This is a genomic window from Pandoraea oxalativorans, from assembly GCF_000972785.3.
GTDB classification, from domain to species: Bacteria; Pseudomonadota; Gammaproteobacteria; order Burkholderiales; family Burkholderiaceae; genus Pandoraea; species Pandoraea oxalativorans.
This window is the reverse complement of sequence record NZ_CP011253.3, coordinates 4489535-4502957: the sequence shown is the minus strand read 5'-3', so window position 1 is coordinate 4502957 and position 13423 is coordinate 4489535. Positions and strand designations below refer to the sequence as shown.

Below are 13423 nucleotides of genomic sequence, written 5' to 3'. Positions count from 1 at the left end.
CATGCAAAGTGAAGTGCCCCTGGCCGCATTCGCGCTGTTGGACGACAGTGCGGATCCGGCCAGTGGGGCGCGTCTGTATACCGGGCTCGTGCGCGAGGTAACTTGCGACGAGCCCGGTGTGCTTTCCGACGCGCTCCGCGAAGTGGAAGACGCCACGCGTTGCGGGCTGCACGCCGTGCTGCTGGTCGATTACGAATTCGGCGTGCGCCTCGGTGGCGTGCATACGGTCGCGACGCGCCGTGCGCCGGGCCAGTTCCGCGCGCTGTTGTTCTCCGGGATGGAGCGGCTCGACGCGGCGCAGACGCAGGCGTGGCTGGCGCGTCAGGAGTGGGTGGACGCCGGAGGCGACGCCGACGCCGGGCAGGACAACGGTGACAGCGATGTGCCCGCCAACCCTGGCGTTGCGGGCATCGGCGCATTGCAGAGCGACGTGAGCGACGCCGCCTTCGACGACGCCATCGCCCGCATCCACGAATGGCTCGCACAAGGCGAGTGCTATCAGATCAACTACACGTACCGTCTGAATTTCGACGCGTTCGGCTCGCCGGTCGCGTTGTATCGCCGCCTGCGCGCGCGTCAGCCGGTGCCGTATGGCGCACTCGTGATGCTGCCCGGCGCGCGAGGCATTGCCGGTCGTGCGATCCTTTCGCTATCGCCCGAGTTGTTCCTGCGCCATTCGCGGGGGCAGGTGGAGGCGCGTCCGATGAAGGGAACGGCGCCCGCGTGCGGCGATGCCGCCATCGACGCACAACGTAGCGCCGCGCTCGCCGCCGACGAGAAGAATCGCGCCGAGAATCTGATGATCGTGGACTTGCTGCGCAACGATCTCGGGCGTCTCGCGACCTCCGGCTCGGTTAAAGTCCCGAAGCTTTTCGAAGTGACGCGCTTCGCCAGTGTCCTGCAAATGACGTCGACGGTCACGGCAACGTTGCCGGACACGACCTCGATGGCTGAAGTGCTGCGCGCTTTGTTCCCCTGCGGTTCGATTACGGGCGCGCCGAAACATCGGACGATGCAGTTGATCGGTGCGCTGGAAACGTCGCCACGCGGTCTTTACACCGGCGCCATCGGCTGGCTCGACGCGCGCAGTGACGATCCGCAGGCGCTGGGCGACTTCTGCATGTCGGTCGCGATCCGCACGCTCGAACTCGATGCGCCGGGCGCGAGCGGCATGCGTCGCGGACGTCTGGGTGTCGGCGCGGGAATCGTGCTGGATAGCAAGGCGGACGAAGAGCGCGACGAGTGCCGACTGAAGGCGCGCTTCCTGAGCGCGCTCGATCCGGGCTTCGAACTCTTCGAGACGATGCAGGCGACGCGCGCCTGCGGTGTCGCCCATCTTGCACGGCATCTGTCGCGTTTGCGCAAGTCTGCGCAGTACTTCGGCTTCACGTTTGACGAAGCGGCATTGCGCGAACAGCTCGACGCGGTGGTCGCAGCGCTGAGCGAAGAGGACATCCATCGGGTACGCCTCGCGTTGTCTCATAACGGCACGGCGGCGATCACGCACGGTGTGCTTGCACCGTTGCACGGCGACGCGGTGAAAGTACTGTTGGCCGATGCCTCTCAAACCACCCGCGCAGACGATCTGTTTCTACGTCACAAGACCACGGTGCGCGCGCGTTACGACGCCGCCTGGAAAGCAGCCGAAGCGCAAGGAGCGTTCGACGTGCTGTTCTTCAACGACCGCGGCGAATTGACCGAAGGCGGGCGCAGCACGGTGTTCGTCAAACGTAACGGCATCTGGATGACGCCGCCGTTGTCCTCTGGCGTGCTGCCCGGCGTGATGCGCAGCGTGCTGCTGGACGACCCGTCGTGGGCCGCCGTCGAGGCGGTCGTTACGCGCGACGACTTACTCGGTGCGCAGGCCATCGTCGTATGCAATGCGCTGCGCGGTGCACTACCGGCGACGATTCTTGCGCCAACCCCATCGACGCGCCGCTATCCCTAACCCTAACCCCCTCAGCTTCCCTGACGCGTTGCCATCTGCGGCACGAACAGATCGCTCCACTTCGCCGGACGTGTCTTGATCGTGCCCGCGCGGCTCATGAACTCGACGTACTGCATCAGTCCGTTCGGCGTCGTCGTGAATTGCAGACCGGGGTCGGCCAGCATCTGCTCGATCTCCGCTTGCGGCAGGTTGATCCTGGATACACGAAGGAACGTCTGCGCCGCGCCCACGTGATCCTTGGCGATGTACGCCGCCGCCTCTTCCTGCGCCGCCAGAATGGCCTGTACCAGCTTCGGATTCTGGACGGTGAACTACTTCGGCGCGAACACCACGTCGATCGTGATGTTGCCCAGCACGTCCGTCGAATTCAGCACGCGCTTGATGCGTGGATCCTTCAGTTCCTGATACGAGAACGGCGGCGAAGTGAAGTGCGCCGTGATTTCCGTCTTGCCCGAGAGCAGCGCGCTCACGGCTTCGGGATGGCTCAGGCTGACCGTCTGCGGGTCGAGCTTCGCGTAGTTCTCGATGCCGAACGTCTTGGCCACGGCCATTTGCAGCAGCACGGCAGAGAGCGACGTCTTAATGCCCGGAATCGCGATCTTGTCCTTCGACGTGAAGTCCTTGAGCGACTTGACGTTCGGATTGTTCGTATTGAGCCAGAGCGGACCGGTCGACAGCGCCGACAGGCCGATCACCTCCGAGCGCGGAATGCCGTGCGCTTTCGACCAGAGCGTGACGAAACCCGGTGCGCCCGTGCCTGCGACATCAAGGTTGCCCGCAAGCATCGCGTCGTTGATGACGTTGCCGCCGTCGAGAATGGTCCAGGTCGTCTTCACGTCGCCCAGCCCCAGCGCCTTCGCGTGTTTCTCCACGAGGTGCTGATCGCGCATGACCATCAGCGGCAGATACAGAATGCCGTAGCCATGCGACAGGCGCACGGTGCTCGCTTCGGCGTGGGCCACGTTGCCGAGCGTGGACAGGGCGGTCGTCGCAGCGAGCGTGAGTGCGCTCGCCCAGCGGGCAAGATTGCGTCGGTTCATGATGTTGTCTCCGTGTTGTTCGAATTATTCATGCCCATGAAAAAGGGCGTCAATCGGAGCAGGCCGAAAATCCGGCCCGCTCCGAGTGTCAGTGCTGCATACCCCAGCGGTGCAACGTACGTTTCTCGATGCGGGCGAACAGCAGGTTCTCGACGGCCAGCCCGATCAGGATCACGAAGAACAGCCCGGCGAAGACGTTCGCCGTCTCCAGCGAGTTGCGGTTTTCGAAGATGTACCAGCCGAGGCCGCCCGAGCCCGACGACACGCCGAACACGAGTTCGGCAGCGATCAGCGTGCGCCATGCGAACGCCCAACCCACCTTCAGGCCTGTGAGAATGCTCGGGAACGCCGCCGGGATCAGTACGTGCTGCACCAGCGCGAAGCGCTTCAGCCCGTAGTTCTGGCCCACCATGCGCAGCGTTTTCGACACGCCCCGGAACCCGCTGTGCGTGTTGAGCGCCACGGCCCACAGCACCGAGTGCACGAGCACGAAGATCACGCTGCCGTTGCCCAGTCCGAACCAGATCAGCGCCAGCGGCAGCAAGGCGATGGCGGGCAGCGGGTTGAACATCGCGGTGAGCGTTTCCAGCAGATCGTTGCCGATCTTCGAACTGATGGCGACGGTGGTGAGCACCGCAGCGAGCGCGATCCCGATGCCGTAGCCGATGAGCAGCGTCTTGAGCGAGACCGCCGCGCGCAGCAGCAACACGCCGCTCGTCAGACCGCTCGCAAACGCGGCGACCGTGTCGGTGAAGCTCGGGAACAGCAGGGCGTTGTCGAGCCAGCGTCCGTAGATTTCCCAGATGATGGCGAGCACGCACAGGATCACGGTCTTGCGCAGCCAGCTCAGGCGATAAAGGGTCTCGAAGGTGGAGAGCGGGCGCTGGATCGACGACAGTTCGGCCTGCACCGGTTCGAGCACGAACTCCGGGCGATAGACGGGTTCGATGGGCGCGGAAGACGCCGACGTGGCGGATTGCGAAGGAATAGCATTCATGGCCGTCATCCTCAGTGGGTCGCGAACAGCAGTTGATCGATGCGGCTCTCAAGCGCGCTCTGATGCGCCGTGCCGAGGTGTTCGGGGGCAATGCTGTTGAGCTCCGCCTTGACCTGACCCGGATGCGGCGAGAGCAGCAGAATGCGCGTGCCGATGCGGATGGCTTCGTCGATGCCGTGCGTGACGAACAGCACCGTGAAGCGCGTGTCGTCCCACAGACGCAGCAATTCGTCCTGCATCTTGCGACGGGTGAGGGCGTCGAGCGCGGCGAACGGTTCGTCCATGAGCAGGACGTCCGGCTCCATGGCCATGCCGCGTGCAATGGACACGCGCTGCTTCATGCCGCCGGAGAGCGTGTGCGGATAGCTGTCGATAAACTTTGCCAGACCGACTTTCTCGATGTAGTGGGCGGCGCGCTCGGCGGCTTCACGTCCTTTGAGACGGCCGCTGGCCGTGAGCGCGAACTCCACGTTCTGTCGCACGGTTTTCCACGGCAGGAGTTGGTCGAACTCCTGGAACACCGTCATGCGGTCCGGGCCGGGTTCGGTGATCGTGCGGCCTTTGAGGCGGATTTCGCCATTCACCGGTGGCAGATAACCGCCGATGGCCTTGAGCAACGTCGATTTACCGCAACCGGACGGGCCGAGCAGCACAAAGCGGTCGCCCGGGTAGACGTTGAAGCTCACCTGCTGGGCGGCGGTGACGAGATAATCGTCGGTCTTGTATTGCAGCGTGACGGCGTCGATTTCGAGCAATGGCGGCACTGCGGGCGAAGTCGTCCCCGCAGCGCCCGCATGGGGGGCGTTGTGCATTGCGTGTCTCCTGAAGAATGCGATAGTGCTTTTTTGTAGTCGGCTCGATACTAAGTAGCGAAGCTGTAGCGAACCTGACATTGCGCCGCGTCACGGCCCGAATTCAGGGGAAACACTGAGGTGGACCACCGGGATTTCCGAGACAATCGCGCTCAGAAGAAGAAAGCTTCAGGACGATCAGGAGACGAGAAGACCATGCGCATCATGCTGGTGGAGGACACCGCCGATGTCGCCGAAGCGATCGCCACGCAATTGCGTCGGCTTGGCCACGCGCTCGATTGCGAGACGGACGGGGCGGTTGCCGCCAGCCGCATCGGCGACGATTACGACCTGCTGATCCTTGACGTCATGCTGCCGCACGTCGACGGATTCGAGTTGCTCAGGCGCGTGCGCGAGCGCGGCCTGTCCACGCGCGTGCTGATGCTCACCGCGTGTGCCGAGATCGAAGAGCGCGTGCGTGCGCTCGATCTCGGCGCGGACGATTACCTCACCAAGCCCTTCGATTTCCGCGAGCTGGAAGCGCGTGTGCGCGCGTTGATGCGCCGCACGGGGCAGGACGCGACCAATCGTCTGACCTGCGCCAATCTCACGCTCGATCGCAAGAGTCGCGGCGTCGAAGTGGACGGCCAGCCTATCGAACTAACGCGCCGTGAAGTCACGCTGCTCGAAATTCTCGCCGCACGCCCGGGGCGCATCTTCGGCAAAGACGAATTGATGGATCGTCTGTACGGCGACGAGCCCGCACCGAACGCGAACGCTATCGAGCAATACGTCGCCCGTCTGCGCAAGAAACTGGCCAGCGCGCAATTCCAGATTCGCACGCTGCGCGGGCTGGGCTACCAACTCGTGCTGTCATGATCGTCCCCGGCCGCTCGCTTTACCTGCGTCTGGTCATCCGCATGGGCGCGGTGCTGGCGTTCGCCGTCGTTGCGGTGCTGCTGGGCATCTGGTTCTCGACGCGCTCCGCCGTCGACCGGGCCTACGACCGCTGGTTGCTCGGCAGTGCCTTGCAGGTGGCGGAGAACACCTGGTACCAGAACGGCGAAGTGAACGTCGATGTTCCGCTTGCGGCCTTTTCTGCGCTCGCCCCCGGCGATCAGATCTTCTACACCGTGCTCGATCCGAACGGCCGCTCCGTGGCGGGCGATTCCGAATTTCGTCCCCCGATTCCGTGGGACAAGCTCGCCGACGGCCCCATCGTGGTCGACGGCACATATCAGGAGATGCCGATCCGCATTGCCATCGTGGGACGGCGCATGCCCGTGACGTCACCGCATCCGTGGGCGGTGGTCGCGCTGGCACACACGCAGAATGCGCGCGAACGCTTCACGCGCGGGCTGGCCGACAACACGTTGCTCATCACGATTGCGACCGGTGTGCTGACGATGCTCGCCGCGTTGTGGACGTTGCGTCAGGCGCTCGCGCCGCTCAAGCAAATCGAAGGGGCGATACGCGCGCGCGATCCGAACGACCTGGCGCCGCTTGCGGTGACAGTGCCTGCGGAAACGCTGGCGCTTGTCGGCGCGATCAACGACTTCATGCAGCGGCTGGCGACGTCGCGCGCGTTGATGCGTCGCGTGATCGGCGACGCTGCGCACCAACTGCGAACGCCGGTGACTGCGCTCACGGCGCAGGCGGAAATGCTGACGCAGACGCAGGACGAGGCGGCGCGTCAGACGCACATCGCTCGCATTCAGAAGCAGGCGCGCGGACTGGGCGGACTCATTCATCAGTTGATCAATCACGCGATGGTGCAGCATCGGGCGGAGAGCGTCGCGCCAACCCCCGTCGATCTGAACGAGCTGTTGCCAACGGCGATGCGCGAGACGCTGTCGTACGCCACGCGCGATATCGACGTCGCGCTCCACGCGCCCGACGAGCCGTGCATGATCGTCGGAGACGAATTGAGTTTGCGTGAGGCGATCAAGAACGTGCTGGTCAACGCGCTCGCCTATGGCGCGCCGCATCGTCTGCACGTGGACGTGATGCGTGTCGGCGATCAGTGGCGCTTGCGATTTTTCGACGACGGACCGGGCATCCCCGAGCAGGAGTGGCAACGCGTGCGTTCCCCCTTCTCATCGCGCGCGGACGGACGCGAAGGCGCAAGCCTGGGGCTGGCGATGGTCGCGGAGGTCGTGCATGCCCACGGCGGGCATATGAGCTTCGAGCATGTCGAAGGTGAGGGGTTTGCCGTCGTTCTGACGTTGCCCGTCGCGGCATAAAAAAACGGCTCATCGCTGAGCCGCTTTTTTCTCGTCCTGAAGGACGTTGCCTGCATCCGATCTCAGAAGCTATGTTCCAACGTCGGGAACGTGCTGTGCTTCACGGCTTGTACGAAAGCTTCGATCGCCGCTGCGATGCTCGGCTGGCCGTCCATGAAGTTCTTCGAAAACTTCGGCGACTTGCCGGGGAACACGCCGAGCATGTCCTGAAGCACGAGTACCTGACCGTCGCAATCGACACCGGCGCCAATGCCGATGGTCGGCATCGTCGGCAGTTCCGGCGTCACGCGCGTGGCAAGCGCTGCGGGAATTGCTTCGAGCACCACGAGTTGAGCACCGGCCGCTTGCAACGCGCGTGCGTCTTCAAGCAATTGCACCTGCGCCGCGTCTTCACGACCCTGCACCTTGAAGCCACCGAACGCGTGCACCGATTGCGGCGTCAGGCCCAGATGGGCGCACACCGGAATGCTGCGCTCGACCAGAAAGCGCACCGTCTCCGCAAGCCACGCGCCGCCTTCGATCTTGACCATCTGCGCACCCGCCTGCATGACGGCTACGGCGCTTTGATACGCCTGCTCCTTCGTACCGAACGTGCCGAAGGGCAGATCGGCCAGCACGAGCGCCTTCTCGACGCTGCGCGCCACACATTCCGTGTGATAGCAGATGTCGCGCAGCGTGACGGGCAGCGTGGTGCGCTGACCCTGAATCACGTTGCCCAGCGAGTCGCCGATCAAAATGGCGTCGACGCCCACGCGGTCCAGCAGCGCGGCGAAGCTTGCGTCATAAGCGGTGAGCATGGCGATCTTCTCGCCACGTGCGCGCATCTGGGCAAGTCCGGGGACGGTCACGGCCTTGCGGTTGGATTCTTGCAGATAACTCATGTCAGCCTCGGTTCAGGAGGGTTCGCGGGCAGCACAGATGCGACGGATGCGCCAGGGGCGCAGCGGCAGGCGGAGCGTGAGAGGTCAGCGGTCAGAGGCGAGCGCCCTTGACGAAGACTTCCTTGCGCCCGCGCATCTGATCGATGCGTTCGACCAGCAGGGCGAAGTCGCTGTCGTCGTGCGCCGGGTCGAATTGTTCTGTGTCGACTGTCAACACCGGCGCAGCGGCGTAATGATAGAAGAATTCGCCGTAGATGTCGCACAGCGCGCGCAGATAGGTGTCCGGAATCTGCTGTTCCATCGGAATCGCACGCTTCTGGATGCGAGAGAACAGCGTTTCGGGACTCGCTTGCAGTCGAATCACCAGGTCCGGCGCACGGTGCGGACGCTCGATGTGCGCCACGAGCTTGCGATACAACTCCAACTCGTCGGCAGACAGTGTGAGGCGCGCGAACAGGCCGTCCTTCTCGGGCAGGAAGTCGGTAAAGATCGGCTTGCCGTCGATCTCGCGACGCGCAATCTCCGTCGCCTCATCCACACGCTGCAAGCAGAACGACAATTGCGCGGGCAACGCATAACGCGCGCTGTCGCGATAGAAACGTTCGAGAAAGGGATTGAGCGCCGGTTGTTCGAGCATCAGGTCGGCACCCGCGGCATCGGCGAGCCGCTGCGCGAGCGACGTCTTGCCAACGCCGATGGGACCCTCGACGGCGAGATAGCGAAATCGCCCGAGCACCGGCGATCTCATGAGGTGCACACCCGTTTGGTCGGGCAGCAGCCCTGAGCAACACGTTCGATGCGTTGATCGGCAACGTGGGGCAAGAGGGCGCTGACGCGTCCCACGCCGGGAATGTCGAGTTCGGGGGCGATATCCGCGAGCGGATGCAGCACAAAGGCACGCAACGCGAGACGCGGATGCGGCACGATCAGATCGGGTTCGGCAATGCGTTCGTCGCCGTACACCAGCAGATCGAGATCGAGCGTGCGCGGCGCGTTCTTGTAAGGCCGCTCACGTCCGAAATGCAACTCGATCTTCAGGCACAGGGTGAGTAGCTGGCGGGCACTCAGACTCGTCTCGACGGCGACAGCGCAGTTGAGATAGTCGTCACCGCTCGACTCGATGGGGGCGGTGCGATACAGGTCGGATTTGCCGATGATCGTGACGCCGATCTGCTGCGCCAGGCAGACGATGGCGTCCTTAATCGCTTGGCGGGCGTCGCCGAGATTTGCGCCGAGCCCGATATAGGCAACAGTCATTAAGCACCTTCGGAACCATGCTGTCGCGATGATACCCGCTTGCCATGATTCTCGCTGGTAGCGTTCTCACCACCGCCGCCCTCGCTACTGCTGCCACTGCCACCGCCTTCGCCACCTTCACCGCCCCGTCCGCCCGAGGGCTTGCGACGACGACGGCGACGCTTCGCAGCAGGCGTCGACCCCGACGATCCGCTACCTTGCGACAGCAGTTCGTCGCGCTTGACCGAGTCGCCTTCCAGGAAGTCCGTCCACCATTGTCCGGCTTCGGCCGGGACTTCACCCGACTCGCAACGCAGTAACAGGAAGTCGTAACCGGCACGCAGGCGCGGATGTTCGAGCAGACGCAGCGGCGTGCGGCCCACGCGTTTGTCCAGACGCACCTGCAAGCCCCAGATCTCCTTCATGTCGGCGACGAAACGGCGCTGGATGGCCAGCTTGCCGGTTTGTGCGTCGAGCACGTCGTCCATGGCGAGATGCAGCGCCGGAATCGGATATTCGCCAGCACTCTGATACGCCTGCCACTTCTCGAGCACCAGATGCCACAACAGCGCCGCGAACAGGAAGCCTGGCGACACCGGCTTGCCTGCACGAATGCGTGCGTCGGTATTGGCGAGCGCGAGCGTGACGAATTTCTCGCCGAGCGGCTGCTCGAGCACCACGTCGAGCAACGGCAGCAGACCGTGATGCAGGCCCTGCGAGCGCAGTTGCTGCACGCAAGCCCATGCGTGACCCGAGAGCAGCAGCTTGAGCATTTCGTCGAACAGACGCGCCGCAGGCACGTTGTCGATCAGCGGCGCGAGTTGCGGAATCGGCTCGGCCGTCGCTGCGTCGATCTTGAAGCCGAGCTTGGCCGCGAAGCGCACCACGCGCAGCATGCGCACCGGGTCTTCGCGATAGCGCGTGGCCGGATCGCCGATCATGCGCAGCACGCGCTTCTGAATGTCTTCGAAGCCGCGGTGATAGTCGTGCACCGTCTGCGTCGCCGGATCGTAATACATGGCGTTGACGGTGAAATCGCGCCGGGCGGCGTCTTCGTCCTGCTCGCCCCACACGTTGTCGCGCAGCACGCGGCCCGATTCGTCGGTGACGTGCGTCTTGCGATCGAGTTCACCCTTTTTCGGACGACGCGCACCGATTTGCTCGCTATCGACCGCCTCGACCAACGCCCGGAACGTAGAGGTCTCGATGATCTCCTGTCCGAATTGCACGTGAACGATCTGGAAGCGGCGGCCGATGATGCGGGCGCGGCGGAACAGGCGCTGGACCTGTTCGGGCGTGGCGCTCGTGGCGACGTCGAAGTCCTTGGGGGCGATGCCGAGCAGCAGATCGCGCACCGCGCCGCCGACGACGAAGGCCTTGAACCCGGCTTGCTGCAACGTGTCGGTCACGCGCACGGCGTTCTTCGACTGTAGCGTCGGATCGATGCCGTGCACGGATACGGGGATGACGACCGGCGTGCCGGGCGGCAGACTACCTGCGCTGCCTTCGGTCTGGCCGTCTTTGCCGAGCAGCTTTTTGATGAATTTGCGGATCACTGGAACAACTCGAGAATGGGCCAGCGACGCGCCAGTGCGATTTCGCGCAGCGCCTCATCGGGGTTCGTTGCCACCGGATGGTTCACCTTCTCCATCAGGGGGACGTCGTTGGCGGAATCGCTGTAGAAAAAGGCGTGGTTGAAGTCGCCCCAGGTCTTGCCGAGGCTGGCGAGCCACGCTTCGGTGCGGGTGATCTTGCCTTCGCGGAAGCTCGGCGTGCCCACGTACTCGCCGGTGTAACGCGCATTCGGATCGTTGCCGACGGTTGCCGGTTCGGTACCGATCAGATGGTCGACGCCGAAGGCCTTGGCGATGGGGCGGGTGACGAACGTGTTCGTCGCCGTCACGATGGCGCACAGATCGCCCGCCTTGCGGTGCATGTCGAGCAGTTCGAGCGCTTCCGGACGCACGTGCGGCAGGATCGACTCTTCCATGTACTGCGCATGCCAGGCGTCGAGCTGGTCACGCGGATAGCGCGCGAGCGGGGCGAGGCAGAAACGCAGATAGGCCGGCATATCGAGCCGGCCTGCACGGTAGTCCTGATAGAAGGCCTCGTTGGCCTGCGCGTACGAGTCGCGCTCGACCGCGCCCTGGCGCACGAGGAAACGGCCCCATTCCTTGTCGCTGTCGGTCGGCAGCAGGGTGTGATCGAGATCGAAGAGAGCTAAATTGGTCATTGCGCGAATTTTACCTGAAGCGAAAGGCCGTCTAATGTCGTTCGGTGATTGAGAGGGCTGGCACCTGCGCGGAACGGGTATCGAACGTTACCGAGAGGTACCTCATGTGATGATGTGTCCGATCGGCCACCACTCAGGGTTTGCCGTCCGGCGGGGCCGGGTCGGTGTGGGTGAGCATCTGGCGCAGCAACGGCAGCGTCACCGCCCGCTTTTGCTCCATCGAAAACCGGTCGAGCCGGTCGAGCAAGGCCATCAGGCTCGACATATCGCGCTCGAAGTGCGTGAGCAGGTAGGCCGGCACGTCCGCCGCCAGTTGCAATCCACGCTCGCGTGCGGCGTTTTGCAACGCCTGCTTCTTGCCGTCATCGTCCAATCCCACAATGTGAAATACGAGACCCCAGCCGAGGCGGGTACGCAGATCTTCGCGCAAGGGCATGTCGACCGGCGGCTGTGAGCCGGCGGCCACGAACGCGCAGTGCGGACGGGCGCGGGTCTCGTTGAACAGATTGAAGGCGGCGATTTGTTGGGTGGGCGAGAGGTTGTCGCTGTCGTCCACGCAGTAGACCGTGCTGGCGTCGTCGAACGTGAAGGCGGCCAGCGGGCTGTTGGGACGCAAATAACGCGCGCTCGGCCCCATGGCGTGGCACAGGGCCTCCATCAGATGGGTGCGGCCGGACCCGACAGCTCCCCAGAGGTAGATGCCGCGGTCGCGTGCCGTGCCCGACGAGAGTTCGGCGGGAAGGTCGGCAAGCGTCTGCGCCGCCTCGCGGTTGGGCCCGACAATAAAATTGTCGAACGTCGCGGGCGGCGGGGTGCCGAGGTCGAGATACAGTTGCTGAATCACGAACGAAGAAAGCCGGCTAAAGGCCGGCAGAGTACGGTTTACAGGGCACGCCGGGTATTCCTGGCGTCCGATATCCGCTTTGCGTGCCGAAAGGACACGCGCATCGGGTAAAATCGCATTTTACCGAACCTTGATGCATTCCCGTCATGTCACACCCTAACGAAACTTCCGGCCTTTCCTATCGCGACGCTGGCGTCGACATCGAAGCGGGCGACGCATTGGTCGAAGCGATCAAGCCGTTTGCCAAGAAAACCCTGCGCGACGGCGTGCTGGGCGGCATTGGCGGCTTTGGCGCACTGTTCGAAGTGCCCAAGCGCTACAAGGAGCCGGTGCTCGTTTCGGGGACCGACGGCGTGGGCACCAAGCTCAAGCTGGCCTTCACGCTGAACAAGCACGACACGGTCGGCCAGGATCTGGTCGCCATGAGCGTGAACGACATTCTGGTGCAGGGCGCCGAGCCGCTGTTCTTCCTCGACTACTTCGCCTGCGGCAAGCTGGACGTGGCCACGGCCGCAACGGTCGTCAAGGGCATCGCTCAGGGTTGCGAGCTGTCCGGTTGCGCGCTGATCGGCGGCGAGACGGCGGAAATGCCGAGCATGTACCCGGACGGCGAGTACGATCTGGCCGGTTTCGCGGTCGGTGCCGTCGAGAAGAGCAAGATCATCGACGGCAAGTCGATCGTCCCGGGCGACGTGGTGCTGGGTCTGGCCTCGTCGGGTGCGCATTCGAACGGTTACTCGCTGGTTCGCAAGATCATCGAAGTCGCCAAGCCGGATCTGGACGCCGACTTCCACGGCCAGCCGCTGCGCGACGTGCTGATGGCCCCGACGCGAATCTACGTCAAGCCGCTGCTCGCACTGATGGAAACGCTGACGGTCAAGGGCATGGCCCACATTACGGGTGGCGGCATTGTCGAGAACATCCCGCGCGTGCTGCAGGATCATCTGACGGCCGACATCAAGCAGGACGCCTGGACGCTTCCGCCGCTGTTCCAGTGGCTGCAGGAGCACGGCAAGGTAGCCGACGCCGAAATGCACCGCGTGTTCAACTGCGGTATCGGCATGGCGGTGATCGTGTCGGCTGCCGACGCGGATGCTGCGGTCAAGCACCTCGAAGCCTCGGGCGAGACGGTCTACCGTCTGGGCGCGATCCGCGAGCGCAAGGAAGGCGAAGCGCAAACGATCGTGTCGTAAGACATTCGTCGTCAGGA

General features: G+C 64.0%; 12 protein-coding genes and 1 pseudogene. 4 read left to right on the top strand and 9 right to left on the bottom strand.

Annotated elements, in window-relative coordinates; all coding sequences use genetic code 11:
* The first annotated feature begins 1 nt into the window (after window position 1).
* Window positions 2-1948, top strand: coding sequence for a chorismate-binding protein (locus MB84_RS19805; RefSeq protein WP_046293006.1), 1947 nt, complete (start codon window positions 2-4; stop codon window positions 1946-1948).
* An 11-nt stretch (window positions 1949-1959) separates the two neighbouring features.
* On the opposite strand, the pseudogene MB84_RS19800 reads toward MB84_RS19805, so the two are convergent.
* The 3 genes and pseudogenes from MB84_RS19800 to MB84_RS19790 form a co-directional block, all read right to left on the bottom strand.
* Window positions 1960-2988 (bottom strand): annotated as a pseudogene (locus MB84_RS19800) (ABC transporter substrate-binding protein).
* An 88-nt stretch (window positions 2989-3076) separates the two neighbouring features.
* Window positions 3077-3985, bottom strand: a complete 909-nt coding sequence (locus MB84_RS19795; protein WP_046294027.1) for an ABC transporter permease — start codon at window positions 3983-3985, stop codon at window positions 3077-3079.
* Window positions 3986-3996: 11 nt separating this feature from the next.
* On the bottom strand, window positions 3997-4797 hold the full coding sequence (locus tag MB84_RS19790; protein WP_046293005.1) for an ABC transporter ATP-binding protein: 801 nt from the start codon (window positions 4795-4797) through the stop codon (window positions 3997-3999).
* A 195-nt stretch (window positions 4798-4992) separates the two neighbouring features.
* Between MB84_RS19790 and MB84_RS19785 the strand changes: the two genes are divergently transcribed.
* Window positions 4993-5655, top strand: coding sequence for a response regulator transcription factor (locus MB84_RS19785; protein WP_046293004.1), 663 nt, complete (start codon window positions 4993-4995; stop codon window positions 5653-5655).
* Window positions 5652-7019 (top strand): sensor histidine kinase, encoded by a 1368-nt coding sequence (locus MB84_RS19780; RefSeq protein ID WP_046293003.1) that lies wholly within the window; start codon window positions 5652-5654, stop codon window positions 7017-7019. Before MB84_RS19785 ends, MB84_RS19780 begins: the two co-directional genes overlap by 4 nt.
* Window positions 7020-7081: 62 nt before the next feature.
* Here MB84_RS19780 and panB read toward each other — a convergent pair whose 3' ends face one another.
* The 6 genes from panB to hda form a co-directional block, all read right to left on the bottom strand.
* Window positions 7082-7900, bottom strand: a complete 819-nt coding sequence (gene panB / locus MB84_RS19775; RefSeq protein ID WP_046293002.1) for a 3-methyl-2-oxobutanoate hydroxymethyltransferase — start codon at window positions 7898-7900, stop codon at window positions 7082-7084.
* Window positions 7901-7991: 91 nt separating this feature from the next.
* Window positions 7992-8648 (bottom strand): deoxynucleoside kinase, encoded by a 657-nt coding sequence (locus MB84_RS19770; RefSeq protein WP_046293001.1) that lies wholly within the window; start codon window positions 8646-8648, stop codon window positions 7992-7994.
* A complete protein-coding gene (gene folK, locus MB84_RS19765) occupies window positions 8645-9157 on the bottom strand; it encodes a 2-amino-4-hydroxy-6-hydroxymethyldihydropteridine diphosphokinase (RefSeq protein ID WP_046293000.1) in 513 nt (170 codons plus the stop codon). The genes MB84_RS19770 and folK overlap by 4 nt, the downstream gene beginning before the upstream one ends.
* On the bottom strand, window positions 9157-10692 hold the full coding sequence (gene pcnB, locus MB84_RS19760; RefSeq protein WP_046292999.1) for a polynucleotide adenylyltransferase PcnB: 1536 nt from the start codon (window positions 10690-10692) through the stop codon (window positions 9157-9159). Before pcnB ends, folK begins: the two co-directional genes overlap by 1 nt.
* Complete coding sequence (locus tag MB84_RS19755; RefSeq protein WP_039400993.1) at window positions 10689-11369, bottom strand: histidinol-phosphatase; 681 nt, start codon at window positions 11367-11369, stop codon at window positions 10689-10691. Before MB84_RS19755 ends, pcnB begins: the two co-directional genes overlap by 4 nt.
* A gap of 133 nt (window positions 11370-11502) precedes the next feature.
* On the bottom strand, window positions 11503-12213 hold the full coding sequence (hda, locus tag MB84_RS19750; RefSeq protein ID WP_046292998.1) for a DnaA regulatory inactivator Hda: 711 nt from the start codon (window positions 12211-12213) through the stop codon (window positions 11503-11505).
* 146 nt (window positions 12214-12359) lie between these two features.
* Here hda and purM point away from each other — a divergent pair, with 146 nt between their 5' ends.
* The gene (gene purM, locus MB84_RS19745; protein WP_046292997.1) at window positions 12360-13406 is read left to right on the top strand and encodes a phosphoribosylformylglycinamidine cyclo-ligase; all 1047 of its coding nucleotides are present in this window, start codon (window positions 12360-12362) and stop codon (window positions 13404-13406) included.
* Window positions 13407-13423 lie beyond the last annotated feature (17 nt).

Excerpts from the sequence above, each read along its gene's own strand:
- folK (WP_046293000.1), bottom strand. The coding sequence starts at position 9,157 with ATGACTGTTGCCTATATCGGGCTCGGCGCAAATCTCGGCGACGCCCGC.
- MB84_RS19780 (WP_046293003.1), top strand. The coding sequence starts at position 5,652 with ATGATCGTCCCCGGCCGCTCGCTTTACCTGCGTCTGGTCATCCGCATG.
- MB84_RS19795 (WP_046294027.1), bottom strand. The coding sequence starts at position 3,985 with ATGAATGCTATTCCTTCGCAATCCGCCACGTCGGCGTCTTCCGCGCCC.
- purM (WP_046292997.1), top strand. The coding sequence starts at position 12,360 with ATGTCACACCCTAACGAAACTTCCGGCCTTTCCTATCGCGACGCTGGC.
- MB84_RS19755 (WP_039400993.1), bottom strand. The coding sequence starts at position 11,369 with ATGACCAATTTAGCTCTCTTCGATCTCGATCACACCCTGCTGCCGACC.
- panB (WP_046293002.1), bottom strand. The coding sequence starts at position 7,900 with ATGAGTTATCTGCAAGAATCCAACCGCAAGGCCGTGACCGTCCCCGGA.
- MB84_RS19790 (WP_046293005.1), bottom strand. The coding sequence starts at position 4,797 with ATGCACAACGCCCCCCATGCGGGCGCTGCGGGGACGACTTCGCCCGCA.
- MB84_RS19785 (WP_046293004.1), top strand. The coding sequence starts at position 4,993 with ATGCGCATCATGCTGGTGGAGGACACCGCCGATGTCGCCGAAGCGATC.
- MB84_RS19770 (WP_046293001.1), bottom strand. The coding sequence starts at position 8,648 with ATGAGATCGCCGGTGCTCGGGCGATTTCGCTATCTCGCCGTCGAGGGT.
- MB84_RS19805 (WP_046293006.1), top strand. The coding sequence starts at position 2 with ATGCAAAGTGAAGTGCCCCTGGCCGCATTCGCGCTGTTGGACGACAGT.